This window comes from Uliginosibacterium sangjuense (genome assembly GCF_059132465.1).
The window spans coordinates 3,817,820-3,842,108 of sequence record NZ_CP101132.1; the positions used below are offsets into that span (position 1 = coordinate 3,817,820).

Annotated in this window: 21 protein-coding genes; 10 read left to right on the plus strand and 11 right to left on the minus strand. The window is 66.7% G+C overall.

Annotated features, from left to right (window positions below; genetic code table 11):
• Window positions 1–72: 72 nt before the first annotated feature.
• The 3 genes from NMB43_RS17585 to NMB43_RS17595 are packed head-to-tail and all read right to left on the minus strand — an operon-like array spanning window position 73 to window position 4,854.
• Window positions 73–1,020, minus strand: coding sequence for a DUF4340 domain-containing protein (locus NMB43_RS17585; RefSeq protein ID WP_494349464.1), 948 nt, complete (start codon window positions 1,018–1,020; stop codon window positions 73–75).
• Window positions 1,017–3,854 (minus strand): Gldg family protein, encoded by a 2,838-nt coding sequence (locus tag NMB43_RS17590; RefSeq protein WP_494349465.1) that lies wholly within the window; start codon window positions 3,852–3,854, stop codon window positions 1,017–1,019. Before NMB43_RS17590 ends, NMB43_RS17585 begins: the two co-directional genes overlap by 4 nt.
• On the minus strand, window positions 3,847–4,854 hold the full coding sequence (locus tag NMB43_RS17595; RefSeq protein ID WP_494349466.1) for an ABC transporter ATP-binding protein: 1,008 nt from the start codon (window positions 4,852–4,854) through the stop codon (window positions 3,847–3,849). Before NMB43_RS17595 ends, NMB43_RS17590 begins: the two co-directional genes overlap by 8 nt.
• A 365-nt stretch (window positions 4,855–5,219) precedes the next feature.
• Here NMB43_RS17595 and zwf point away from each other — a divergent pair, with 365 nt between their 5' ends.
• On the plus strand, window positions 5,220–6,680 hold the full coding sequence (gene zwf, locus NMB43_RS17600) for a glucose-6-phosphate dehydrogenase (RefSeq protein ID WP_494349467.1): 1,461 nt from the start codon (window positions 5,220–5,222) through the stop codon (window positions 6,678–6,680).
• Window positions 6,681–6,745: 65 nt separating this feature from the next.
• Here the strand turns inward: zwf and NMB43_RS17605 are convergent, their stop codons facing one another.
• Both NMB43_RS17605 and NMB43_RS17610 read right to left on the minus strand, forming a co-directional pair.
• On the minus strand, window positions 6,746–7,819 hold the full coding sequence (locus NMB43_RS17605) for a LacI family DNA-binding transcriptional regulator (RefSeq protein WP_494349468.1): 1,074 nt from the start codon (window positions 7,817–7,819) through the stop codon (window positions 6,746–6,748).
• Window positions 7,820–7,915: 96 nt separating this feature from the next.
• On the minus strand, window positions 7,916–8,356 hold the full coding sequence (locus NMB43_RS17610; RefSeq protein WP_494349469.1) for a hypothetical protein: 441 nt from the start codon (window positions 8,354–8,356) through the stop codon (window positions 7,916–7,918).
• A 621-nt stretch (window positions 8,357–8,977) separates the two neighbouring features.
• Here NMB43_RS17610 and NMB43_RS17615 point away from each other — a divergent pair.
• The 9 genes from NMB43_RS17615 (at window position 8,978) to chrA (ending at window position 19,278) form a co-directional block, all read left to right on the plus strand.
• Window positions 8,978–10,225 carry an ABC transporter substrate-binding protein gene (locus NMB43_RS17615; RefSeq protein WP_494349470.1) on the plus strand — a complete coding sequence of 416 codons (1,248 nt, stop codon included), beginning with the start codon at window positions 8,978–8,980 and terminating at the stop codon, window positions 10,223–10,225.
• A gap of 186 nt (window positions 10,226–10,411) precedes the next feature.
• Window positions 10,412–11,404 (plus strand): carbohydrate ABC transporter permease, encoded by a 993-nt coding sequence (locus NMB43_RS17620; RefSeq protein ID WP_494349471.1) that lies wholly within the window; start codon window positions 10,412–10,414, stop codon window positions 11,402–11,404.
• A gap of 7 nt (window positions 11,405–11,411) precedes the next feature.
• Complete coding sequence (locus NMB43_RS17625) at window positions 11,412–12,266, plus strand: carbohydrate ABC transporter permease (RefSeq protein ID WP_494349472.1); 855 nt, start codon at window positions 11,412–11,414, stop codon at window positions 12,264–12,266.
• A 35-nt stretch (window positions 12,267–12,301) separates the two neighbouring features.
• The gene (locus tag NMB43_RS17630; protein ID WP_494349473.1) at window positions 12,302–13,630 is read left to right on the plus strand and encodes a GH1 family beta-glucosidase; all 1,329 of its coding nucleotides are present in this window, start codon (window positions 12,302–12,304) and stop codon (window positions 13,628–13,630) included.
• Complete coding sequence (locus NMB43_RS17635) at window positions 13,627–14,727, plus strand: ABC transporter ATP-binding protein (protein WP_494349474.1); 1,101 nt, start codon at window positions 13,627–13,629, stop codon at window positions 14,725–14,727. The genes NMB43_RS17630 and NMB43_RS17635 overlap by 4 nt, the downstream gene beginning before the upstream one ends.
• Before the next feature lie 80 nt (window positions 14,728–14,807).
• The gene (locus NMB43_RS17640; RefSeq protein ID WP_494349475.1) at window positions 14,808–16,022 is read left to right on the plus strand and encodes a carbohydrate porin; all 1,215 of its coding nucleotides are present in this window, start codon (window positions 14,808–14,810) and stop codon (window positions 16,020–16,022) included.
• Between the two features lie 114 nt (window positions 16,023–16,136).
• Entirely contained in the window at window positions 16,137–16,727 is a 591-nt protein-coding gene (locus NMB43_RS17645; protein WP_494349476.1) for a hypothetical protein, read from the plus strand.
• A gap of 11 nt (window positions 16,728–16,738) precedes the next feature.
• Window positions 16,739–17,773 carry a glucokinase gene (locus NMB43_RS17650; RefSeq protein WP_494349477.1) on the plus strand — a complete coding sequence of 345 codons (1,035 nt, stop codon included), beginning with the start codon at window positions 16,739–16,741 and terminating at the stop codon, window positions 17,771–17,773.
• Window positions 17,774–17,934: 161 nt separating this feature from the next.
• Complete coding sequence (gene chrA / locus NMB43_RS17655) at window positions 17,935–19,278, plus strand: chromate efflux transporter (RefSeq protein WP_494349478.1); 1,344 nt, start codon at window positions 17,935–17,937, stop codon at window positions 19,276–19,278.
• A gap of 1 nt (window position 19,279) precedes the next feature.
• On the opposite strand, the gene NMB43_RS17660 is transcribed toward chrA, so the two are convergent.
• The 6 genes from NMB43_RS17660 to NMB43_RS17685 all read right to left on the minus strand — a co-directional run bounded on the left by NMB43_RS17660 (window position 19,280) and on the right by NMB43_RS17685 (window position 24,259).
• The gene (locus NMB43_RS17660; protein WP_494349479.1) at window positions 19,280–20,443 is read right to left on the minus strand and encodes a response regulator; all 1,164 of its coding nucleotides are present in this window, start codon (window positions 20,441–20,443) and stop codon (window positions 19,280–19,282) included.
• Between the two features lie 88 nt (window positions 20,444–20,531).
• On the minus strand, window positions 20,532–21,209 hold the full coding sequence (locus NMB43_RS17665) for an HAD family hydrolase (protein WP_494349480.1): 678 nt from the start codon (window positions 21,207–21,209) through the stop codon (window positions 20,532–20,534).
• Window positions 21,210–21,289: 80 nt separating this feature from the next.
• A complete protein-coding gene (locus NMB43_RS17670; RefSeq protein WP_494349481.1) occupies window positions 21,290–21,931 on the minus strand; it encodes a NapC/NirT family cytochrome c in 642 nt (213 codons plus the stop codon).
• A gap of 34 nt (window positions 21,932–21,965) precedes the next feature.
• Entirely contained in the window at window positions 21,966–22,430 is a 465-nt protein-coding gene (locus NMB43_RS17675; protein ID WP_494349482.1) for a nitrate reductase cytochrome c-type subunit, read from the minus strand.
• Window positions 22,427–23,287: a quinol dehydrogenase ferredoxin subunit NapH gene (napH, locus tag NMB43_RS17680; protein WP_494349483.1), complete on the minus strand. Its 861-nt coding sequence runs from the start codon at window positions 23,285–23,287 to the stop codon at window positions 22,427–22,429. Before napH ends, NMB43_RS17675 begins: the two co-directional genes overlap by 4 nt.
• Before the next feature lie 147 nt (window positions 23,288–23,434).
• The gene (locus tag NMB43_RS17685; protein ID WP_494349484.1) at window positions 23,435–24,259 is read right to left on the minus strand and encodes a ferredoxin-type protein NapG; all 825 of its coding nucleotides are present in this window, start codon (window positions 24,257–24,259) and stop codon (window positions 23,435–23,437) included.
• Window positions 24,260–24,289: the final 30 nt, after the last annotated feature.

Genomic DNA, 24,289 nt, shown 5'->3' on the forward strand with positions numbered 1-24,289 from the left:
CGAAACGGAAAACTAGAAAAATTTGCGGCGTCCGGCAAGAGGGGAAGTGCCGGACGCCGCCTGCGCGACCGATCAGCCGTGCAGTTGCTCCGGCCGCGCCGCGTCGATCAGCGGCTGGGCCTGGTAGGGCAGGAGCTTGAAGACCTCCTTGCGATCCGACACCTGCAACGCGTAGGCGTCTTCCTTGACGAGCTTGCTCAGGCGGTACTCCCGCGCCGCGCCCGACTTGCGCGCCACGCTGAGGCTCAACACCGGGGCGCTCAGGTTGAAGTCGGGCTGCGCCTCGCTGCCCAGCACAGCATCGAAGGAGAGATTGACGAGCTGCTCGGCCAGGCGATCCGCCCCCGCCGGCTTGAGGGACTGGCCTGGTGCCAGCCCCTCGGCCTGCCAGGTCGCCGCCTGGGCCGGAGCGGAGGCCTCGGTTGCGGGGGCCGGCGGCTGCGCCTTGAGGGTGAGCCCGCCGCTCTGGATGCTCGCGATGTCGTCCCGCGTCAGCTTCAGTAAGCCCTTGTCCACCCAGCCCACGGCGTCGGCCCGCAAGTCATAGGAGGCGAAGGCCTCCTCGAAGATGGCGTCCTGTCCCTCCACGCGCAGATGGCTGCGGTTACGGCTGCCCGGGGTCCCGATGTAGACGGTGGCCAGCACGGTATCGCCGCGGTAGAGACGCACCCGCCGCTCGAAGCGCCCGTCTTCGACCTTGAAGCGCTGCCGCGCCTCCTGGCTGGTGGCGACCGGCGTGCCGCCCTCCAGCTTGCCCAGACGCTCCAGCAGCAGCTTCACGCCATCGGCCGAAGCAGGCATGCCGAAGTAGTCCGGCAGGCGCCATTGACCGTCCTGGCGGACGAGCTTGAGCGTGCTGTCTGCGGTGGCGATCTCGATACGGTCCAGCCCGGCGTCAGCGACAGGCAACTCGGGGCGTGCGCCCCCTCCTCCGCCCTGCGGCCAGAAGTGCAGGGCCGCGCCCAGCAGCACCTGGGCCCCGAGCAGCACGGCGAGGACGAAGATGATGCGACGGTTCATGCGTGTGCCTCCTTGAGGATCAGTTCATAGCGTTTCTCGCGCGCCACGCGCAGGCCGCGACGCGCCAGCCAGACCAGGGCCAGCCCGCCCAGCGCCAGCATGTAGTTGAGCCCCTCCCAGAACTGCTGCTGCTCGGCCTCCAGCGGTTCCAGTGTGCGTGCGAACTGGGTGCGGCCGCGCAGCGCGAGCAGCGAGGGGTCTTCCAGCGACCAGTCGACCACGTTCTGTAGGAAGGACAGCGGCGCGCCATAGAACGTGCCCATGCCGCTGGACAGGATGCCCAGGGTCATGTCGCTGGCGAAGTTGTTGGCGCCGATCAGCACCAGCCGCGCATTCTCGGGCGAGCGCTCGATCACGCCGGTGTCGCCCGTCCCCGCCTGGGCAGCCGGTGCGCTGGCGTCGGCGGCCGGCGCATTCCTGCCCTTGAAGAAGGACTCGAAACTCCCCTCCAGCGCCACCGCCAGGGTGGCCGATTCCGGCTTGTCGCCGGGCGCGAAGCCACTCCGCGGATGACGCTCGAAGTCCGGCATCACCGCCCGGCCGTCAGCCAGCCAGGCCTGCTCGCTGCTGCGCGCCAGGATGGTGAGCCTGCGGCCGGTCTGCTTGTCCTGCTCGACGCGGATCGGCGAAGGCCAGGCGAAGGTGAGCTGCTGCAGGTTGGCGGTGATCGGCGAATCGGCCGACAAGCCCTCACCCGCGCGCACGTCGACGAAGGGCGGATAGGCCAGCATGCGCATCTCGCGGATCGGAATGCCACCGACATAGCGCATCACGGGCACCGGGAAGGCGGCGTTCTGCGGGTCCATGACGAGCTTCTGATCCATCGACAGGCCATAGTGCTTGAGCCAGTCCTCCAGGTTGGAGCGCTGCTCCAGCGCCGCGATGGAATCGGTGACCTGGGTGTTGAACGGCGAGCTGAGCATCACCACGCTGCCGCCCTGCATCAGGAACTGGTCCACCGCGAAGACCTGGCGCTCCTTAAGCGCGGTGGGCGAGAGCAGCATCAGCAGGTCGGCCTCGGCCGGCACCTTGCCATTGGCCAGGTCGGTGTCGACGAGGCGCAGGTTCTCGCCCAGCACCTTGCGCAGGTTGGCGTAGCCCTCGCCCTCGGCGCCGACCACGGCCACCGTCTTGAGCGCACCACTGCCCATGCGTTGCAGACCGGCGACGATGGCGGCGCGCAGCTTGTCGCGCCCCGGCTCGGCGGGCAGGGCCACCGGCTGCATGCCGCCCTTGCCTTCGAGGGTGAGATAGAACCAGAAGGGACGCGGGTCGGTCAGGCTGGCGATCTGCGGCCGGAAGCCGTGGCGCTGCGTCAGCTCGCGCCCGACCTGGCCGCCCTCGGCATCCGGATCGACGAAGGCTGTCTTGAGCTTGCCGCCCGACTCCTGCCGCAACTCCGCCAGCACCGCATCGAGGTCGGCGCGCAGGCTCTGCAGCGGCTGTGGCAGGCGCTCATCAGGCGACAGGTAGCCCTTGAAGGTGACCGTGTCGCCGATCGCCGCAAAGGGTGAAGCACCCGACTGGTAGCCGGCGATCACCTTGCGCACCGCCCGCGTGATGGCGTACTCGGGGTCGCGCAGGGCCACGTCGAACTCGGTGTCGCCACGCCCCTTGACCTCGATGAGATCACGGAAGCCCAGGCGCTCGAACTGGTCGCCGTAGGACACCACCAGATCGAAGTAGCTGCTCACCACGCTCGCCTGGTACTTGCTCGCCACCTGGAAGGGCACCGGCTGCACGCCGTACTTGGCGGCGGCCTCCTCTTCCTTGGCCTTGTCCTCCTGCGGATTGACGAACTCGACCTTGACCTGCCCGCCGCCGGCCACCGCGTATTCCTCCAGCAGGTCGCGCAGTTGCGGCACCAGCGGGGCAAGCAGCGGATGGGTCTGGGCCGAGAAATAGCCGCGGATCACCAGCGGCTCGCGCGCCCGGCCCAGCGCATCGCGGGTCGCTTGCGACAGGGAATAGCGATGGTCATACGTGATGTCGGCGCGCGCCCAGCCAACCGGCGCCAGCCACAAGTTGGCGGCGAGGAAGTTGGCGGCGGCCAGCCCGAAGATCCAGCCATAGGCGCGATGCTGTGCATTGCCCGGATTGCCGGCCCAGCGGATGCGCTCCAGCGTGAACAGGCTGAGACTCAGGAACAGACCGACCAGCGAGACGTAGTAGTACAGGTCGCGCAAGTCCAGCACGCCGCGCGTGATCGACTCGAAGCGCGAGCCGGTGCCGATCAGCGACAGCCATTCGGCCGCGCGCGTCCCGACCAGCCGGGTGGCCGCCTCCGAGCCCAGCAGGTAGAACACGCCACACACCACGCAGCTCAGGATCAGCGCGACCACCGCATTGTCGGTGCGGGCACTCATGGTCTGGCCGATGGCCAGATAGGCCGCGGCGAGGAACAGGGTGGCGATGTAGCCCCCGATGACCGGCCCCCAGTCCAATGGGCCGAGGAAGGCGACCGTGATCGGCAGGGGCACGGTCAGCGCCAGTGCGATGGCGACCAGGGCGAGACCGGCGAAGAACTTGCCCAGCACCAGCGCCAACGTGCTGACCGGCGCGGTGAGCAGGCTCTCCAGGGTGCCGGCACGACGCTCCTCCGACCAACTGCGCATGGTGATCGCACCGACCAGGAAGATCAGCAGCAGCGGCAGCCACTTGAACAGCGGGCGCACGTCCGCGATGTTGCGGGCGAAGAAGGTCTCGAACCAGAAGAAGACGAACAGCGTGACCAGCAGGAACGCGCCCAGGAACAGGAAGGCGGCAGGCGAGGCGAAGAAGCCGCCCAGCTCCTTGCGTGCGACGGTCACGGCCTGATGCGGGGTCTCACGCATGGGCCACCTCCTGCTCTGCCACAGCGGGCTTGGTCACCTCCGTATCTGGCCGGTCGGCATCGCCACCAGCGGCCGATGCAGCCGGCGTGTGCGCGGTGACTTCCGCGAACACGGTTTCCAGGTCGCGCCGCTCGGTCTGCAGGCCATGCAGCGGCAGGCCCGCGCGCTGCACTGCCGCGGCCAGCGCAGGCGCGAGCGCGGGGTCGGCCTCGACGGCGAACTGACTCAGGCCATCACGCTCGGACAGCAGGCTCACCGCCCGCACGCCCGCCACGCCGGCCAATGCGGCGCGCGCATCGCCTGCCACGCTGAGCAGCAGACGGCCACCGGCCTGCAGCGCATCGAGACGGGAATCGAGCACGAGCCGGCCTCGATTCATGATCAGCACACGCTCGCACACGGCCTGCACCTCCTGCAGGATGTGCGAGGACACGATCACCGTGGACTCGCTGGCCAGCTCACGGATCAGCCCCCGCATGTCGCGGATCTGCTGCGGGTCCAGGCCGTTGGTGGGTTCATCCAGGATCACGATGGCCGGCCGATGCAGGATCGCCTGCGCCACTCCCACGCGCTGCCGGTAGCCGCGCGACAAGGTGCTGATCGGCGCACGCGCCTTCTCCACCAGACGCGCCCGCGCAATGGCACGGGCGATGGCGGCGTCGCGCTGCGCCAGCGGCACCTGATGCAGCGCCGCCTGGTAATCGAGATAGTCGATCACGTTCATCTCGGGCCACACCGGGCAGTTCTCCGGCAGGTAGCCGATGCGCGCCTGCACCGTGCGGCGCGTGTCGCGACCGAGCAGCAGGCCGTCGATGCGCACCTCGCCGGCCGTGGGCTCCAGGAAGCCCGTGATCATCTTCATCACCGTGGTCTTGCCGGCGCCGTTGTGGCCCAGCAGACCCACGACCTCACCGCGCCCGATGCGGAAGGACACGTCCTCCACCGCGAGCAGATCGCCATAGCGGCGCGTCAGGTTGTGCACCTGAATCATTGCAGTCATTGTCGTCGCCTCACTTGTCTTGTCGGGTGAGCGACGGGTCGTTCGCGCATGCCGCCGACCCGTCGGTCACGGAATGTCGAAGCGCACCCAGGCTGCAATGCGCTTCGGCGCGTTTCGACCGGCGCCGCGCGGGCGGGTTCCCGCCAGCCAACGCAGACAATCGACGCGCTCGCGCAGCGAAATATGGGCAGGCGAAACGGATTTCAAGTCCCCGGCGAATCACCCTGCCGGGCAAGGAAAAGACCCACCGGAGGAAGCGACGTCATGCTCTCCAGCAGCGAGGATCAGGGAGTGTATGTAGCGCCAAATCAAGCGCTTTCAAATATGCTCTTGGGTTTGCCGACCCCCTCGCGGAGACACCTACAATGCACACCCGATCCGCCCCCGACATCATCCTGTTCGGCGGCACTGGCGACCTGGTCATGCGCAAGCTGATCCCGGCGCTGTTCCACCTCCACAGCAGCGCCCTGCTCGACACCGGCAGCCGCATCCTGGGCGTCGCCCGCGAAGCCCTGGGGCGCGATGAATTCCGCCGCCTGGTCGCCGACAAGGCCGAGCCCTTCCTGCACGACGGGCACGCCGCAAGCGAATGGCAAGACTTCCTGCAACGCCTCGACTACGTCGGCTGCGATGTGCGTGACGCAGCGAGCTTCAGCGCACTGGGCGCCAAGCTGCTGGGCGGGGGCGCGCGCCTGTTCTACCTGTCGACCACGCCGGCCCTGTTCTCGCCGATCTGCGCCAACCTCAAGAGCAGCGGGCTGATCCTCGACGACAGCCGGGTGATCGTGGAAAAACCGCTGGGCCACGACCTCGCCTCCTCGCAGGCGATCAACGACGAGATCGGCGCCTGTTTCCGCGAAGACCAGATCTTTCGCATCGACCACTACCTGGGCAAGGAACCGGTGCAGAACCTGCTGGCCCTGCGCTTCGGCAACAGCCTGTTCGAACCGCTATGGCGCCGCGAGTGGGTCAGTGACGTGCAGATCACGGTGGCCGAAACCATCGGCGTGGGCTCGCGCGGCGAGTTCTACAACAGCACCGGCGCGCTGCGCGACATGATCCAGAACCACATCCTGCAACTGCTGTGCATCGTGGCGATGGAGCCGCCGGCCTCCATCTCACCCGATGCAGTGCGCGACGAGAAGCTCAAGGTGCTGCGCTCGCTACGCCCCATCGTCGGCGAGCGCATCGCCACCCACACGGTGCGCGGCCAGTATCGCGCCGGCGCGGTGGACGGCCTGCCGGTGCCGGGCTACCTGGACGAGCCGGGCATTCCTGCCGACAGCCACACCGAGACCTTCGTCGCGATCAAGGCCGAAATCGACTCCTGGCGCTGGGCCGGCGTGCCCTTCTACCTGCGCACCGGAAAGCGCATGCAGGACAAGCTGGCGGAGATCGTCATCAACTTCCGTCAGATGCCGCACTCCATCTTCGGCCGAGGTGCGATGGGACGCTTCGCCAACCGCCTGGTGATCCAGATGCAGCCGAATGAAACGGTGCTGCTGCACATGATGGCCAAGCAGCCCGGCGATGTGATGCGCCTGGAGCCGGTGAAGCTGGACCTGGATTTCCGCGAGGCCTTCCGCAGCCAACGCCTGGAAGCCTATGCCCGCCTGCTGATGGATGCCTTGCGCGGCAATCTGACGCTGTTCGTGCGACGCGACGAGCAGGAGGCCGCGTGGCGCTGGGTGGAGCCGGTCATGGATGCCTGGGCCAACGCCAGCGAAGCACCGCGCACCTACAACGCCGGCACCTGGGGGCCGGCCGCCGCCAGTGCACTGCTGGCGCGTGACGGCCTGTGCTGGCACGAGGAGATCGCGCACTGAAGGACTGGCACCCTCAGCACGTCACCGGAACTGGGCTACGCCCCCGGTGACGCCGCCCAAGCTCTTCAGGCCCGCCGCACGGTGTCGCGCACGATCAGTTCCAGCCCGGGCAAGTCGCGTTCCGGTGTGGCATGGCCCAGCATGCGCAGCAGCGTGGCGCCGCAGTAGAAGCCCATCTCGAACAGCGGCTGGCGCACCGTGGTGAGCGGTGGCGTGAGGTAGGCCGACACCGGCAGGTCGTCGAAGCCCACCAGCGAGATGTCGTCCGGCACGCGGATGCCGCGCCGATGCAGCACCATGCGCGCACCGATGGCCGTCTGGTCGTTGGCGGCAAACACCGCGGTGAAGGCCTGCTGCGAATCGAGCAATCGCGTCATCGCGAGCACCCCGCCGTTCTCGGTGAAGTCGCCCGGCTGCACCAGCACCTCGTCGTAGTCGACCCCGGCCTCCTGCAAGGCGCGGCAGTAGCCGGCGAAACGCCGCTGCGCATCGAGCTGGTCGCGCGCGCCGGAGATGTAGGCGATGCGCCGATGTCCCATGCTCAGCAGGTGGCGCGTGGCGAGGTAGCCACCGTATTCCTGGTCGAAGTAGACCGAGCGCACGTTGTGCGCCTGCACTTCGCGGCCGGCCATCACGATCGGCTGGCGCTGGGCCAACTCGCGCACCGTAGCGTCCTCCAGGCGGCCGGTGATGATGACGATGCCGTCGACGCGACGCGCCATCAGCAGGCGGATGCGCTCCTCTTCCTCGACCGCGTTCCAGTGCCCGCTGACGATGATGGGTGCATAGCCTGAGCCGCTCAATGCATCTTCCACGCCGCGCATGACGCGGGTGAAGAACGGGCTTTCGATGTCCTGCGTCACCACCCCGACCGTCATGGTGGTGCCCATCTTGAGGCTGCGCGCAAAAAGGTTCGGCTTGAAGTCCAGTGCGCGAATGGCGGCCTCGACCGCGTCGCGCTTCTCGGCCGAGACGCGGGCCGAGCCATTGAGGATGCGCGACACCGTGCTGACCGACACCTTGGCCAGGCGCGCCACATCCAGCACGGTCACGTTCTGCGCATCTTCCGGCGCGGCCTGGGCGTCGTCAGCCTGGCCGACGGCCTGCTCGGCATCCCCTGCGGCATGCATATCGTTCATTTCAGTGCGTTTGGGAAGGCCCGATGATACTTGAGCACCCTGGTGCTCAGGCCGTCGTGCCTGGTCAGCGCCCTGCCTGACACGACGCCCCCGGCTTCACAACTCGAGCGGTGCGGTACAGCCCGCCACATAGTCGTCCATGGCCTTGCCCTTGTAGCGGCGCGCGTTGGCTTCACGCTTGCAGGCCTGCATCTTCTCGTTGGGCACGACCGAGGTGCCCGCCGAATCGGGCTGACGGGACGCGCATTTCACGACGAAATCGCGGCGCTTGTCGCCTTGCAGGCGCAGCGCGCTGGCCGCCCGCTTGCAGCCTTCCAGCTTCTCACCTGGCACCGACGCCAGGGTCATGCGGGCGTCGACACGCTTGTCCAGGCAATCGGACAGGTACTTGTCGAACTCCGCCCCTTTCAAACGACGTGCATTCGCTTCGGCCTCGCACGCGCTGCGATGCTCGTCGACGACCTGGGCGTAAGCCGGGGCGGACAACCCGGCGAGACAGGCCAGAACCAGCAGGCCCCGCGCTGAAATGCTTTTCATCGTCATCTCCTCTGTGGTGGGTTCGGCACAGCCTGTCTGTGCCTTTTTGATTGAAAACGTTTTCAATCTTTTCCGCAGTCTAAGCGGCACAGCAGGAAACCGCAAGAGGCCTTGTCGATGCCAACGACATGCCTCCACCGATGACACACTTAGCGGGAGCCTGGGCTCGCCGACACAGCTCATCACCAGAAGAACAGAAGTTAAGCGCATGATAAAAATACATTTTTTACATAGACGCGCGCCACTCCGCCCGACAGACCCCCATAGGGACTTTCCCGAACAAGACACAATCCTCGTTGACAAGCCCGCTAGTGCAGACTGAAATGCGCTCAATAAAACGAAGTCGTGATCACGCCAAAATGTGAAAACGATTTCACACAAAGAGCCCAGCAGTAGAGACCCACCCCACGCAGCCATGGCTGCGGACATGTTCGCAGGTCGCGTCTCGACCCAGGCTCCTCGCGCTCAAGCAGCGCCGCAAGCAATCCCCGCCAGAGGCGAGGGACGGCGGGCGGCAACCGGCGTCGGACTGTCCGCTTGGACTCGGCTGCGCGTGCCCCTGGGCGCGTGACCGTCTCCAAACGTGATAACGTTTTCACAAAAACGAGGAGATAAGGAATCATGCAACGCGCGCTGCGCCCCATCATCTGCGCCCTGGGCCTGGCCCTGTCGGCCACTGCCTTCGCCCAGACGACGACCGTGACGGTCGCCTCCTTCCCCGACCTGGATCGCGCCGCCAAGGCAGCGATCCCGCTCTACAAGAAGCTGCATCCCAACGTCGAGATCAAGCTGGTGAGCCTGGCCTACGGCGACCACCACACGGCCATGACGACGGCGCTGGCCACCGGCGCCAACCTGCCGGACGTGATGGCGGTCGACTTCGGCTTCATCGGCAAGTTCGCCGAATCCGGCGGCCTGGAAGACCTCAGCAAGGCGCCCTACAACGCAGCCCAGTACCGCGCCCAGATCGCACGCTTCAGCTTCCCGCAGGCGCAGAACGCGGCGGGCGGACTCGCCGCGATGCCCACCGACATCGGCCCCGGCACGCTGTTCTACCGCAAGGACATGCTGGACAAGGCCGGTGTGTCGGAGAGCGATCTGGTCAAGAGCTGGGAGAGCTACATCGAGTCGGGCAAGAAGATCAAGGCGGCGACCGGCGCCTACCTGATCCCGAGCGCCGTCGACATCAAGGACATCGTCATCCGCAGCGGGCTCAAGGACGGCGAAGGCATCTACTTCGACAAGCAGGGCAAGCCGCAGGTGGACAGCGCGCGCTTCCAGCGTGCCTTCGAGCTGGCCAAGGCGGTGCGCAGCAACGGCCTGGACGGCAACATCAACGCCTGGAGCAACGAGTGGAGCGAGGCCTACAAGCGCGACAAGTTCGCCACCCAGGCCTTCGGCGCCTGGTTCGCCGGCCACCTGAACAACTGGCTGAATCCGGAAGGCAAGGGCAAGTGGCGGGCGGCCCAGTTGCCGGGCGGCGCCTACGCCTCCTGGGGCGGCTCCTTCTACGCCATCCCGGCCAAGGCGCAGAACAAGGCGGCGGCCTGGGAGTTCATCAAGTTCCTCACCCTCAACAAGGACATGCAGCTTGAGGCCTTCCGCAAACTGGATGCCTTCCCCTCGCTGATCGCCGCGCAGAACGACGCCTTCCTGGACGAACCGGTGGCCTACCTGGGTGACCAGAAGGCACGTCGTCTGTGGAAGGACGCCGCCGACAAGATCGCCGCCATCGACGTCGACAAGTACGACGTGGTGGCCAAGGAGATCGTCGATTCCGAGCTCGACAACGTCCTGATGAAGAACAAGGACATCAAGCAGGCCCTGGCGGATGCCAAGGCCCAGATTGAGCGTCGCGCCCGTCGTTGATGGCGAGCTGAAACCCTCCCCCTGACCTGCGGCCGGTACCGCCCCGCCTCATGGCGGTACCGGCCCACACGGGACGCCCGGCTTCCGGTACAAGGCAAGCATCGTCCAAGTACCCGTACGCATGCCTGATGCATGCCGAAGGAGGCGTCCGTGCAAGGAAAACGAACCGTGTCCTCGATCCAACACATGGCTACCGAACAGGATGTCATCCCGGCGCGCGTGAGCAGCCAGAGCTGGCGCCGCTACTTCCGCATGCGCGACTGGGCGCCCTACCTGTTCATCAGCCCCTTCTTCATCCTGTTCCTGGTGTTCGGGCTGTTCCCCTTGCTGTTCTCGATCTTCGTGTCCTTCCACCAATGGGACCCGACCTCGGGCCTGGCCGGCATGAAGTGGATCGGTCTGGAGAACTACCTCTACCTGATCACGAAGGACGACTGGTTCCACAAGTCTCTCTACAACACCGGCTGGATCGCGATTGCCTCCGGTCTGCCGCAGCACCTGGTGGCGCTGCCGCTGGCCTTCTTCCTGCAGACGGCCTTCGGGCGCCTCCGCAACACCTTCGTGGGCATCTACTTCCTGCCCTTCATCACCTCGACGGTGGCGATCTCGCTGGTGTTCACCGCCCTGTTCTCGCGCGAGTTCGGCGTCATCAACAGCATCCTGCATGCTGCCTCTCAGGTGCCCCTGCTGGGTGCTCTGTTCCCCGCCGAGAACATCGACTGGGCGCAACCCCAGTATTCCAAAACGATGATCTCCTTCGTCGTGTGGTGGCGCTACGTGGGCTTCAACACGGTGCTGTACCTGTCGGCCATGCAGACCATCCCGAAGGATCTGTACGAAGCCGCCACCATGGACGGCGCGACGCGCTGGCAACAGTTCCGCCACATCACGCTGCCGATGCTCAAGCCGATGATCTACTTCGCGGTCACGCTGACCATCATCGGCAACCTGCAACTCTTCGAGGAGCCCTTCGTGCTGACCGCCGCTTCGGCGGGCGACGGGCGTATGTCCGGCTCGGGCGGTATCGACCAGGCGGGCAAGACGGCAGCCATGCATGTCTTCACCACCGCCTTCGGCGAGAGCGACTTCGGCACCGCCTCGGCCGTGGCCTGGTTGCTGTTCATCCTCATCGCGCTCATCACCTGGGCCAACAACCGCCTGTTCGGCAAGAAGGACTGAGGCCCTCATGAGTCACGCCACTCACAGCCTGTACGCCCGCGCCCCGCTCTCCAACGCTGCCGCCTACGCCACGGTTGGCTTCGGCGCGCTGGTCATGCTGATCCCCTTCTACTTCATGTTCATCTTCGCCACCCACACGGATCGCGAAATCCTGTCGGTGCCACCTCCCCTGTTGCCGGGCACGGCCTTTCTCGACAACCTGGGCATCCTGCTGCAGCGCGTGCCCTACTTCTGGCACAACATCGGCTGGAGCGTGTACATCGCGCTGGCCACCACGCTGCTGAACCTCTTCTTATGCTCGTTGGCGGGTTATGCCTTCGCCATGTACGAGTTCCGCTATAAGGAGAAGCTGTTCGCGGTGGTCATGGCCACGCTGCTGCTGCCGGCCTTCATCAACATGATCCCCACCGTGCTGATCATGAGCACCCTGGGCTGGATGAACGAGCCGCGCGCACTGTTTGTGCCGGCTGCCTGCGGTGCGCTAGGCGTGTTCATGATGCGGCAGTACATCGGCTCGGCCATCCCGCGCGAACTGATCGACGCCGCGCGCATCGACGGCTGCGGCGAGTTCGGCATCTACCTGCGCATCGTGCTGCCCTTGATCGGCCCGGCGATGGGCACGTTGGGCCTGGTGACCTTCATCACCTCGTGGAACAACTTCATGGGTCCGCTGGTGGTGATGAACGACATGGCGCACTTCACCGTACCGCTCGCCCTGCGCTCCATGCAGGGCACCGGGCAGACGCCCTGGGGTGCCATCTGCGCGGGATCGGCCATCTCTGTGCTGCCCCTGATGCTGATGTTCGTCGTCGCCTCGCGCCGCCTGATCGAAGGGCTCACCGCGGGCGCCGTGAAATCCTGACCCTCCTCCAGAATATGACATCAACAACACGCACAATGAACAGTCTCAACTTCCCTTCCGACTTCACCTGGGGTGTCGCCACCAGTGCCTTCCAGATCGAGGGCGCCGCGCGCGAAGACGGCCGTGGCCTCTCCATCTGGGACACTTTCTCGCACACGCCCGGCAAGGTGTTCAACGGCGACACCGGCGACGTGGCCTGCGACCACTACCACCGCTGGCGCGAAGACCTCGACCTGATCGCCGGCCTGGGCGTCAACGCCTACCGCTTCTCGGTGGCCTGGCCGCGCGTGCAACCAAATGGCGCCGGCGCGTGGAACGAACAAGGCCTGGCATTTTACGAACGCCTGGTTGACCGCCTGCTGGAGCTGGGCATCGCGCCCCACCTCACGCTGTACCACTGGGACTTGCCACAAGCACTGCAGGACCAGGGCGGCTGGGCCGCGCGCGACACCTGCGCACGCTTTGCCGACTATGCCGAATTCATCGCGCGGCGCCTGGGCGACCGCGTCGCCAGTATCGCCACCCACAACGAACCCTGGTGCACGGCCATCAAGGGTAACCTGCTGGGCGAGTTCGCCCCCGGCATCCGCGACGAGGCCACCGCGCTGCAGGTGGCGCACCACCTGCTGCTATCGCACGGCATGGCGCTGCAGGCCATGCGCGCGGCCGGCTGCAAGACACCGCTGGGCATCGTGCTGAACCAGTCGCCCGCCCATCCGGCCAGCTCCTCACCGGAGGATGTCGCGGCCGCAGAACGTGCCTATGGCGACTTCGTGCGCTGGTACGCCGACCCCATCTTCCTCGGCCGCTATCCCGACAAGACCCACTACACCCGTTTGCCGCGCATTCATGAAAACGATTTCATGACGATAGGCCAGCCCCTCGATTTCCTCGGCATCAATTACTACACGCGCATCTGGGCCTCCGCAGCCCAGCCGCCGGTGCCCGCGCCGGGCCCTCAGGGTTTCAACGACATGGGCTGGGAGACCTATCCCGAAGGCCTCACCGAACTGCTGCTGGGGCTCAAGCGCGACTACACGCTGCCGCCGATCTTCATCACCGAGAACGGCATGGCTTGCGCCGACAGGCTACAGGGCGGGCGGGTGGCGGATGCCGAGCGCATCGCCTACCTGCAAGGCCATCTCGCGGCCGTCGAGCGCGCCCGCGCCGCCGGCGTCGATGTGCGCGGCTACTTCTACTGGAGCCTGTTCGACAACTTCGAGTGGGAATGGGGCTACGCCAAGCGTTTCGGCATCGTGCATGTCGACTACGCCACGCAAGTCCGCACCCTCAAGGACAGCGCGCTCTGGTACCGCGAGTTCATCCGGCAACAGGCCGGTCAATCCAAGGAGCGCACCGCATGACCACCCTGACCCTGCGCCAGGTCCGCAAGACCTATCCGGATGGCACCGAAGTCCTGCACGGCATCGACCTGCAGATCGCGCGCGGCGAGTTCGCCGTCTTCGTCGGCCCATCAGGCTGCGGCAAGTCCACGCTGCTGCGCATGATCGCCGGGCTGGAGGACATCAGCTCGGGCGACATCCTGATCGGCGACACGCGCATCAATGACATCCCACCCGCCCAGCGTGGCGTGGCCATGGTGTTCCAGAGCTACGCGCTGTACCCGCACATGACGGTGGCCGAGAACATGGGCTTCGCCCTCAAGCTGGCCGGCGAGGACAAGGCCAAGGTCAAGACGGCCGTGGGCCGCGCCGCCGAGATCCTGCAGATCACCCACCTGCTGGAACGCAAGCCCAAGGCCTTGTCCGGCGGGCAGCGGCAGCGCGTGGCGATCGGCCGCGCCATCGTGCGCAAGCCGCGCGTGTTCCTGTTCGATGAGCCGCTGTCCAACCTCGACGCCGCGCTGCGCGTGCAGATGCGCATCGAGCTGACCAAGCTGCACCGCGAGCTGGGCACCACGATGATCTACGTGACCCACGACCAGGTCGAAGCGATGACCATGGGCGACCGCATCGCGGTCTTCCACAACGGTTACGTGGAACAGTTCGGCCGCCCGCTGGACCTCTACGACACCCCGGGCAACCAGTTCGTCGCCGGCTTCCTCGGCTCGCCGCGCATGAACTTCCTGCGCTGCGAAGACATCCGCCGCGAAGACGCCGGTCTCAAGCTCGGCTTCGACCATGCCGGCGCGATCCAGGTGCCGGGCGTCAGCCTCGACACCGCCAGCGGGCCGCTGACCCTCGGCGTGCGTCCCGAGCACATCACGGTCGCCCCTGCCGGCGAGGGCCTGGCCGCGCGCGTCGACCTGATCGAGCACCTGGGCGACGCAGTGATTCTTTACGCCCGCCTGCAGGGCTCCAACCAGCCACTGACCATCCGCCTGCCAGGCGAACGTACCGAGCTCGTCTCCGGCAATGACATTGGAATCATCCCAAAAACCGGCCGCACGCTGCTGTTCGATGCGGGTGGCCAGGCCCTGTCGGCAGCCCCCAGCCACTGAGCACGCCGACGCCCCAATCACTGCTGTTCCCAGGACTCGCCCACGCGACGACCTGACTCACACCCACAGAGGAGACTGAGATGAAGAGAAGCACCTTGTTGATTGCGCTGACGCTGGCCGGCACGAGCGGCGCCAGCCACGCCGCCACTGTCGACTTTTCCGGCTACTTCCGCGCCGGCACCGGCATCAACACCAGTGGTGGCACGATGACCTGCTTCAAGCTGCCCGGTGCCGACACCAAGTGGCGCCTCGGCAACGAATGCGACTACGTGATCGAGCCCAACTTCAACGCGACGCTGGCCACGCTGGCGGACAAATCGGAGTGGCATGTGCACTTCATGCCCTCGGTCTACCGCGCCTGGGGCACGCAGGAAAACGGCACCGATGAGCTGATGACACGCTACGGCCAGGTCTATGCCTACGGCAGCAACATCCCGCAACTGGCCGGCGGTACCGTGTGGGCCGGCCGCCGCTTCTACAACCGCCTGCAACTGGGCATCAACGACCAGTTCCTGGAGAACAACGATGGTGACGGCGCCGGCCTGGAGAACATGAACCTGGGCTTCGGCAAGCTGAGCCTCGCCTTCATGATGAATCCGCGCGTGCAGGACACCAATGACAACCGCTACGCCTTCCCCTTCCGCCTGACCAATATCCGCACCTTCGGCGAGGGCAACGAGCTGGCGATCTACACCAACTTCGAACGCCAGTCGAAATCCCACGACCAGGTCACCCAGACCGACCCGGTCGATCAACCCAACGGCAACGCGCTGGGCCTGTACCACACCACCCAGGGCACCCTGGGCGGCAGCACCACCGTGGGTTTCCGCTACGACAAGAACGAAGTCGCACGCGGCGGCATCGGCCAGAAGAACACCCGTATCGTGGTGCAGCAGACCGGTGCCGTGCAGAGCATGAAGACCTACTGGGACGCGATTGCCGAGTACCGCGTGCGCGACTTCTTCAACGCCGGCTACGACGAGAAGTGGGCCTCCATCGGCGCCCGCACCGACACCCATATTTCGGGCCCGTTCCGCTTCCTGGTCGAGGCGGGCTACGACCAGGTGAAGCCCTCCAACGGCGAGAAGCGCACCATGACCAAGCTGACGCTGGCCACCGCCATCTCGGGCGGCCCGGATGCCGGCTCGCGCCCGACCATCCGCCTGTTCTACACCCACGCCTGGTGGAACGAAGCCGCGCGCGTGGCGCTCAACGCCGAGCCGCAGACCCAGCAGGTCTTCGGCAACGCGAAGAGTGGCTCCAGCATCGGCATCCAGGCCGAGGCCTGGTGGTAAACCTCCGTTTGTAAGTGTTGTACCGGGTGGGCGGCAGATGGCACGCCTGTCGCCCACCCGCCCAGACAGGGCCCCACAATGACAAAGAGATTTCTCGTTCCGGCGCTTGGCCTGATGGCAATCACGAACCCCGCGATGGCCAACATCTTCGAGCTGCGCGCCGTCTACCCACTGGAGGAAACGGTCTATCTGGACGCCGGTGGCGTCGAGGTGCCGCTGGTGATCCGCCTCAAGGCCATGGGCTCGGCCGGCATCTCCACCCCCATGTGCGACGCCGTGATCGACTTCGGCGACCGCACGCCCCCGCAGGCACTGCGCCTGGGAGAAGACGGCCGCGTGCAATCAGAAGTCCGCCACCGCTACGCGGCAACGGGCGAGTACACCATCAGCCTGCGCGGCGCGAGCACCCGCAGCCCATGCGAGGGCAGCATCAAGGGCACACTGAACGTGCGTCCGGCGAGCGAGCGCCCCAGCACGCCGCAGCCCGTGCCGGTCAACGCCCAGGCCGCCGCTGCAGCCCTGCCCACCGTGACCCTGGAGACCCGTCCCACCAGCACAGCAGAGACCTGCCCGCCGGGCTGGTTCCTGGTGCCCGGCTCGATGGCAGGCGGGCGATTCACTTGTCATCTCGCTCCGGTCAAGCCCTTCAACTGCCCGGCTGGCACCCGCCACTTCGACAACGGCAACACCGTCGGCTGCCGCTGACCCTTCCCACCATGGACCACAGTCATCCGCCTCTTCCCGTCCTCCCACCGCTGCTGGAAGACGCCCTCGTCGGCGACATCGGCGGCACCCACGCACGCTTCGCACGGCTCGACGTCCACGGTCAGGTGCACCACGCGACGACCCTGCGCTGTGCCGACTACGCGGGCCCCGAAGCCGCGCTGCGCGACTACATCGCGCGCAGCCCAGGCGGCCCACCACGTGCAGCCGCCCTGGGCGTTGCCACGCCGATCACCGGCGATGCAATCGGCATGACCAACAACCACTGGCGCTTCTCGATCAGGAGCGTGCAGGAGCGACTTGGCCTGAGCCGCCTGCTGGTCATCAACGACTTCAGCGCACTCGCGCTGGCCTTGCCGCGCCTGGGCGAGACGGAGCGCCGGCAGATCGGAGGCGGCACGGCAATGGCGGGCAGCGCCATCGGGGTGATCGGGCCTGGCACCGGCCTCGGGGTGTCCGGCCTGTTGTGGGAGTCAGGGCGCTACCAGGTGCTGGCTGGCGAGGGTGGGCACGTCACGCTGGCTGCGCAGACAGCGGAGGAATGGGCCGTCATCGCACGCCTGGCTGCCGAGTTTCCCCACGTTTCAGCCGAACGCGTGTTATCCGGGCCGGGACTCGTCAGCCTGCACGGCGCGCTCGCGGCAGTGCGCGATTGGCCGGCAGAAGCCGTCAGCGCCGAGCACATCACGCGACAGGCTCTGACTGGTGGTGACCGCCTATGCACCGACGCCCTGGACATGTTCTGCGCGCTGCTCGGCACCCAGGCCGCCAACCTGGCGCTGACCCTGGGGGCGCGCGGCGGCATCTACATCGGCGGTGGCATCGTGCCGCGCCTGGGCGACTACTTCGCACGCTCGCCCTTCCGCGCGCGCTTCGAGCAGAAGGGCCGCTTCTCGGCCTATCTCAGCACCATCCCCAGTTTCGTCGTCACCGGCGCCCAGGCCGCCCTGGTCGGTGCCGGCGTCGCCCTGCACCAGGCCCTGAGCGGCCTCACGCGGGACGACAGGCAAGCAGGCCGCATCCTGTAGCGAGCGCATGGAGAGCCACGCCGGGCTCTCCTCCTTCACGGCTCGTCCGACCAACCTCCCGGACGAGCCGTTTTTTTCCCCAGGCACCCCGGACGATCCGCGCGCTTGTCATGCGCCGGCTGCTAGGATCGGCATCCCGCCTTCGCCCGCGCGCCGCCACCATGTCAGAGCCCACCATCCCCCGCCGCGAGACCTTCGCCTTCTGGCTCAAGCTGGGCTTCATCAGCTTCGGCGGGCCGGCGGGGCAGATCGCGCTGATGCACGACGAGCTGGTGACGCGCCGGCGCTGGATCTCGGAGCAGCGCTTCCTGCATGCCCTGAACTACTGCATGTTGCTGCCCGGCCCCGAGGCGCAGCAGCTCGCCACCTACCTCGGCTGGCTGATGCACCGGACCTGGGGCGGCATCGTTGCCGGCGCGCTGTTCGTGCTGCCCTCGCTGCTGATCCTGATCGCCCTGTCCTGGCTGTACATGGCCTTCGGCCACACCACCCTAGTGGCCGGCCTGTTCTACGGCATCAAGCCGGCGGTGGTGGCGATCGTACTGCACGCGGCCTGGCGCATCGGTTCGCGCACGCTCAAGAATGGCGTACTGTGGGCGATCGCGGCCGCCGCCTTCGTGGCGATCTTCGCGCTGCACCTGCCCTTCCCCGCCATCGTGGCCGGCGCAGCCCTGATCGGCGCCATTGGCGGGCGGCTCGCGCCAAAGTATTTCGCCGCCGGCAACGCTCATGGCTCAGTTCACAAGGAATCCGCCCCCGCCCTGATCGACGACGCCACCCCGCCTCCGCCGCATGCGCGATTCAACCGTCGCCGCCTCGCCACCGTGCTGGCCAGCGGTGCCGCCCTGTGGCTGCTGCCCATGGGCCTGATGACGCTGGTCCTGGGCTGGGCGCATACGCTGACCCAGATGGGCTGGTTCTTCAGCAAGGCAGCCCTGCTGACCTTCGGCGGGGCCTATGCCGTGTTGCCCTATGTCTACCAGGGCGCGGTGGGCCACTACGGCTGGCTGGGGGCGACGCAGATGATGGACGGCCTGGCTCTGGGCGAGACCACGCCCGGCCCGCTGATCATGATCGTGTCATTCGTCGGCTTCGTCGGCGGCTGGAACGAAGCCACGCAGGCCGCCAGCGGCGCCTTCCTGTCCGGCCCCGGCATCCTGTTCATGGCGCTCATGGGGGCGTGTGTGGCGACCTGGTTCACCTTCCTGCCCTCCTTCATCTTCATCCTGGCCGGCGGGCCGCTGGTGGAATCCACCCACGGGGAGCTGCGCTTCACCGCGCCGCTGACCGCGATCACCGCAGCGGTGGTCGGGGTGATCCTGAACCTCGCCCTGTTCTTCGTGTGGCATGTGCTGTGGCCGCAGGAGCAATGGGGCCAGCCGGACTGGCTGGCCATGGGCCTCTCGGCGGCCGCCGCACTGGCCCTGTTCCGCTTCAAGGCGAACGTGATCTGGGTGATCGCGGGCTGCGCGCTGGCCGGGCTGGTGCTGTCCCTCGCGCGCTGAGTCAGAACAGTTCGACATCCTCGCCGCCGCTGCGGCCACGCAACACGGCAGCGATGCTTTCCAGCCCGTCATCAACGCGCGCGCCATTCATGAGGGTCGCAAGAATGCTCTCCACGTGCGCATGCAGGGTGTCGGCGATCCTGGCCTCGGTCGACCGGTCAGTCGCCAGCCAGGAATAGGTGTCCTCGACGTCCTCAGTGAGCATGTGCAGGGTCAGTCTGACCTTGGCCACCATGCGCTGGTACTCACCGCGCACCTGCTCCATGCTGATCAGCGCCTGCCCGAGCGCCACCTGCATCTGGTCCGCGCGCGCCGCCGACTCGCGCCGCATCGACACGTTCTCGACCAGGGCCTCGGTGGTCTCGCACAGCATCACCATGTTGTTGCGCATACGCTCGCCCTGGAGCGCGTCCTCCGGCATGTTGGACACGACCACCGATACCTTGTCGAAGTTCAGCGCCAGGCGCTGCTTGAACTGGAACACGTCGCCCATGGCGCGGGACTGTTCCAGTACCGCGCGCTCCAGACCAGTCGCCTCACCATGTGCGCTGAGCATGGTGGCCCCTTCCTCATGGCGCAGTGCGACGCAGACGTCAGCCCCCAGCCGTCGGGCTGCCTCGATGAACTTCTGCCCCAGCACCTCGTAGCTACGGCTGGCCAGGGCTGCGCGGGTGAAATCCAGCAGGACGCCGCTTGCTCCGATGGACTGCTGGGAATGCTTCGCCGCATCGCGCAGCGAGGCCTCCTCCGCCTGGAGGCGCAGGCGCTCGCGATGCTGGCCGATGGCCAGCGCGGCCTTGCGCAGCAGGATCTCGGCCGACACGGGTTTGACGATGATGTCCGTGCCGCCCGCATCGTAGGCCTTGAGGTGCTCCTCCATCTCGTCGTGCGCGGTCACGAAAATGATGGGCAGATCGAAATGCGCCAGCAGACGACGGCAGGTGTCGAACCCGTTGAGGCCAGGCATCGACACATCCAGCAGCACCAGGTCGGGCCGCCGTCCCATGCACAGGCTCAGCGCCTCGTCACCGGAGGCCGCCGTCTCCACGGAGTACCGCTTCTCCAGGATGGCCTTGTGGATGGCCCGGGTCGTCGCCTGATCATCCACCACCAGGATATGGGCACACTCCGGTGCCTCTTGGGCCGCCTTTTGCGCTTGGTTCATGCTTGGCTCCACGCAGTCACTCCGAGGGGAGTACAGCATACCTGTCGGCAAGCACCGACTAGCCTTAAGTCATAGCTTTTCACACGGATCAGGCAAGGGCATGGCGCAGCCGCGCGCACAGTTCCTCGGGTGTGCTGGAGATGATCTCCTCCGGAATGCCGAACTTGCCGGTCAAGCGCTCGTGCCCCTCGAAACCGTAAGACACAATCAGCGGATGAAGCCCTGCGCCCAGCGCGGCGGCGTAATCCTTGTGCTCGTCGCCGCAGGCGAAGGCACGCGCCGGGTTGATGCCCAGGCTGGCGCGCGCCAGACGGAAATGCTCGGTCTTGGCCTCGCCCAGCGGCAGGCAGGCAAAGTAGGCGAAGGCGTCGAGGTCGATGTCGTGGCGCGCGAAGAGCTGCCGCATCGTCGCATCGGGTTCGTTGGAGACGTTCCGTGTGACCAGCGCGAGGCGAATGCCCGGCACCACCAGCAGTTCGCGGATCAGCTCGGCCACCCCGGGGTACAAGGCGGCCTCCTCGCGGTAGATGCGCGTCAGTGTCGCCAGCAGCTCGGCCCGGCTCTGCTTGCCGAACTGTCGCCGCAGGTTGCCCGGCAGTTCGCGCAGCCCGCCGAAATACTTGAACAGACGGCGACGCTTCTGGAAGCGATCAAGATCGCCGATGTCCATGCCATGGCTGGCAAAGGTACGCTCGATCGCGGCAAAGGCGTCGATGATGGTGCCGTCGGCGTCGAAGACGACCAGCTTGTCCTTGTTGTGGTACATGCCACTCCCTCGCGCGCCGGTCTGACGCCGGCGACGCGGAGAGAGTGTGTGCAGGCTTTGTTGCGCTTATGTGGCAGCGCCTATTTCTGCGGCGTCGACGGATGCATGATTTCCGGCGCCACCCCTTCCTCACGCGTGCCAATCGACTGCATCACCGGCGGCAGTGCGTGGGCGATGCCCTTGTGGCAGTCGATGCAGGTCATGCCGCTGGAGAAACCCTGCTGGTGCATGGCCGAGGATCGACGGTTCTGCTCCGAATAATCGAAGTAGTCGTAGTTATGGCAGTTGCGGCACTCCTGCGAGTTGTTCGCCTTCATGCGCGCCCACTCGTGTTCGGCCAGTTGCAGGCGCTTGGCATTGAACTTCTCGGGCGTGTCGATGGAGCCCAGTGCCTTGTGCAGCAACTCGTTGGAGGCCTGGATCTTGCGGATGATCTTGGGCACCCACTCCTTGGGCACATGACAGTCGGGGCAGGTCGCGCGCACCCCGGTGCGGTTGGTGTAGTGCACCGTGGTCTGGTACTCGCGGAACACGTTCTCCTCCATCTCGTGGCAGGAGATGCAGAAGGCCTCGCGGTTGGTCCACTCCATCGCGGTGTTGAAGGCGCCCCAGAACAGGATGCCGCCGATGAAGGCCACGCTCAGCACGCCCAGCCCCACCTGCCACTGGCGCTTCAACAGGCCCTGGATGCAGCCCTTGATGCCCGGTTTGCTGTCGCTCATGTCGTTCTCCTTGTTGTTGTCGGCAGGCGGCAGTTCAACGCATGCCGCGGGCGGGCTGGAAGTTGTTCTCCACCAGCGGCTTAGCATCGGTCTGCGACACATGGCACTGAGTACAGAAGTAGCGCCGCGGCGAGATGTTGGAGAGCTCGGAGTTCTCACGGGTGCGGAAGTGGGTCACGCTGACCTTGGTCGCACCGGTCTCGCGGGTGCGGCTCCAGGCGTGGCAGTCCATGCACTTGTTGAAGTTGGCGGTGATGTTGTAGCCCTTGATCGTGTGCGGGATCAGCGGCGGTTGCTGGACGAAGTCGCGCGGCAGCGGCGGCTGGTCGCGCTCGTTGCGGAAGTTGTCCGATTCGGCCTCCGGCCCCTGGATCGGTACGCCACGCAGCGCGTAGGACTTGATCCCGGCGGTCGGGTCCGGCGCCTTGTCGGCGGCGGACTGCGCGAAAGCGGGTGCCAGCATCAGGCAGGTGGTGAGAATCAGCATCAGTCTTTTCATTTTTCGCTCCTGTCGAATCGGGTTCCCGCTTCAAATACATGCTTGCTGCATACGTCGATACAGCGCCCGCAGTTGGTACAGGCGCCATCCAGGATCACCGCGTGGGACTGGCCCACGCCCTTCAAGGCGGGGCGGATCACCTGCGGCTCCGGGCACACGGCAAAACAGTCCATGCAGTCGTTGCAGGCCGCGCGCTTGGGCGCCGCCACGCGCAGCAGGCCGACACGGCCAAGCTGCGCATAGAACGCCCCCATCGGGCAGAGATGGCCACACCAGCCGCGCTGCGCCACCAGCAGGTCGTAGACGAAGATCGCCGCGATCACGACCCAGCCCGCGCCCAACCCGAAGATCAGGCCGCGCTGCAGCAGCGAGACCGGATTGACCCATTCCCACACCAGGCTGCCGGTCAGCGCGGCGGCCAGCAAAACACCCAGCAACAACCAGCGCCGCGTCGCCTCGTGTGGCGCCCGCCCGCCCTTGAGGCCGAGGCGCCGACGCAGCCAGGCGGCCGCATCCGTGACCACGTTCACCGGGCAGACCCAGCTACAGAACACGCGCCCACCGACGAGCAGGTAGAAGGCCAGCACCAGCGCCACGCCGATGAAGGCCTCGGCCACCGGCCACTGGCGCGCCGCGAGCGATTGCGCCAGCACGAAGGGGTCGGTCAGCGGCACGATTCCGAACAACTTGCTGGAGGCCAGATTGCCCTTGGCGAACCACCAGCCGAACCAGGGGCCAAGCAGGAACAGCATCATCACGGCGACCTGGGACAGGCGTCGCAACAGCAGCCACTTGTGCGCGGCCAGCCAGCCCTTGGCGAGGATGGCTTCGTGACCGGGGCGCAAAGACTCAGCCATGGCCGCCCCCTCTCTCTCCGTCGTCCCTGCTCAGGCAGGGACCCAGCGACTTTGCTTTTTCGGTCGTGCCTGCCGGTTCGTGCAAAAGACACTGGGTCCCTGCCTGCGCAGGGACGACACGGTGAGTGACCAGGGGAAGCCCCCTCATCATGGCTGCGCCTCCGGCGCCGACATTTCATCCAGCCCGCGCACCGGCAGCTTGATCTGCTCGCCGATCAGCGAACCGCCAGCCTTGTCCTTCTCTTCCCAGCCCTTGCGGTAGTGCTCGGCTGGCGCGCCCTGGGCGAGCTTGCGCGGCAACACCTTGATCGCCGGCTCGGGCAGCACACAGGATTTCTCGCATTTGCCGCAGCCGGTGCAGGCGTCCGAGTGCACGGTGGGCAGTAGCAAGGCGTGCCGCGTGGTGATCTGGCCCGGCGCCAGCTCGGCCCCCTCTGCCCGCCCGCTCGGCCCGCTCTCTTCGCGCGGATTGCGGAAGAATTCCAGCGTGATGGCCTTGTCGATGACCGGACACACGCGATAGCACACATCGCAGCGCAGTCCGAGGAAGTTGAGGCAGTGCTCCTGGTCGATCAGCACCGCGAGCCCCATGCGCGATTCGGTGATGTCGGTCAGCCCATGGTCCAGCGCGCCGGTGGGGCAGGCCTTCACGCACGGAATGTCCTCGCACATCTCGCAGGGCACTTCACGCGCCTCGAAGTAAGGCGTGCCGGCCACCACGCCGCTGCCCAGCACGCCCAGCTTGAGGGTGTCCCAGGGACAGTCGCGCACGCACAGGCCGCAGCGCACGCAGGCGCCGAGGAAGGCGTCTTCCGCCAGCGCACCGGGCGGGCGGATGGCCTGCGCCGGCCGCGCCTTGGCCGACTCGGCGTAAAGCCCGACGCCCCCCGCCACCGCGCAGGCGCCACCGAGGGCGGCCGCACTGTTGGCGAGGAAGTTGCGTCTGGACGGACTGGGTGCGCGTTCGCTCATGGCGAGCTCTGCGGGGGCAGGCACTCAGGC

Bases quoted from the DNA above. Each gene is read 5' to 3' on its own strand.
- NMB43_RS17585 (WP_494349464.1), bottom strand. From the start codon at position 1,020: ATGAACCGTCGCATCATCTTCGTCCTCGCCGTGCTGCTCGGGGCCCAG.
- NMB43_RS17590 (WP_494349465.1), bottom strand. From the start codon at position 3,854: ATGCGTGAGACCCCGCATCAGGCCGTGACCGTCGCACGCAAGGAGCTG.
- NMB43_RS17595 (WP_494349466.1), bottom strand. From the start codon at position 4,854: ATGACTGCAATGATTCAGGTGCACAACCTGACGCGCCGCTATGGCGAT.
- zwf (WP_494349467.1), top strand. From the start codon at position 5,220: ATGCACACCCGATCCGCCCCCGACATCATCCTGTTCGGCGGCACTGGC.
- NMB43_RS17605 (WP_494349468.1), bottom strand. From the start codon at position 7,819: ATGAACGATATGCATGCCGCAGGGGATGCCGAGCAGGCCGTCGGCCAG.
- NMB43_RS17610 (WP_494349469.1), bottom strand. From the start codon at position 8,356: ATGAAAAGCATTTCAGCGCGGGGCCTGCTGGTTCTGGCCTGTCTCGCC.
- NMB43_RS17615 (WP_494349470.1), top strand. From the start codon at position 8,978: ATGCAACGCGCGCTGCGCCCCATCATCTGCGCCCTGGGCCTGGCCCTG.
- NMB43_RS17620 (WP_494349471.1), top strand. From the start codon at position 10,412: ATGGCTACCGAACAGGATGTCATCCCGGCGCGCGTGAGCAGCCAGAGC.
- NMB43_RS17625 (WP_494349472.1), top strand. From the start codon at position 11,412: ATGAGTCACGCCACTCACAGCCTGTACGCCCGCGCCCCGCTCTCCAAC.
- NMB43_RS17630 (WP_494349473.1), top strand. From the start codon at position 12,302: ATGAACAGTCTCAACTTCCCTTCCGACTTCACCTGGGGTGTCGCCACC.
- NMB43_RS17635 (WP_494349474.1), top strand. From the start codon at position 13,627: ATGACCACCCTGACCCTGCGCCAGGTCCGCAAGACCTATCCGGATGGC.
- NMB43_RS17640 (WP_494349475.1), top strand. From the start codon at position 14,808: ATGAAGAGAAGCACCTTGTTGATTGCGCTGACGCTGGCCGGCACGAGC.
- NMB43_RS17645 (WP_494349476.1), top strand. From the start codon at position 16,137: ATGGCAATCACGAACCCCGCGATGGCCAACATCTTCGAGCTGCGCGCC.
- NMB43_RS17650 (WP_494349477.1), top strand. From the start codon at position 16,739: ATGGACCACAGTCATCCGCCTCTTCCCGTCCTCCCACCGCTGCTGGAA.
- chrA (WP_494349478.1), top strand. From the start codon at position 17,935: ATGTCAGAGCCCACCATCCCCCGCCGCGAGACCTTCGCCTTCTGGCTC.
- NMB43_RS17660 (WP_494349479.1), bottom strand. From the start codon at position 20,443: ATGAACCAAGCGCAAAAGGCGGCCCAAGAGGCACCGGAGTGTGCCCAT.
- NMB43_RS17665 (WP_494349480.1), bottom strand. From the start codon at position 21,209: ATGTACCACAACAAGGACAAGCTGGTCGTCTTCGACGCCGACGGCACC.
- NMB43_RS17670 (WP_494349481.1), bottom strand. From the start codon at position 21,931: ATGAGCGACAGCAAACCGGGCATCAAGGGCTGCATCCAGGGCCTGTTG.
- NMB43_RS17675 (WP_494349482.1), bottom strand. From the start codon at position 22,430: ATGAAAAGACTGATGCTGATTCTCACCACCTGCCTGATGCTGGCACCC.
- napH (WP_494349483.1), bottom strand. From the start codon at position 23,287: ATGGCTGAGTCTTTGCGCCCCGGTCACGAAGCCATCCTCGCCAAGGGC.
- NMB43_RS17685 (WP_494349484.1), bottom strand. From the start codon at position 24,259: ATGAGCGAACGCGCACCCAGTCCGTCCAGACGCAACTTCCTCGCCAAC.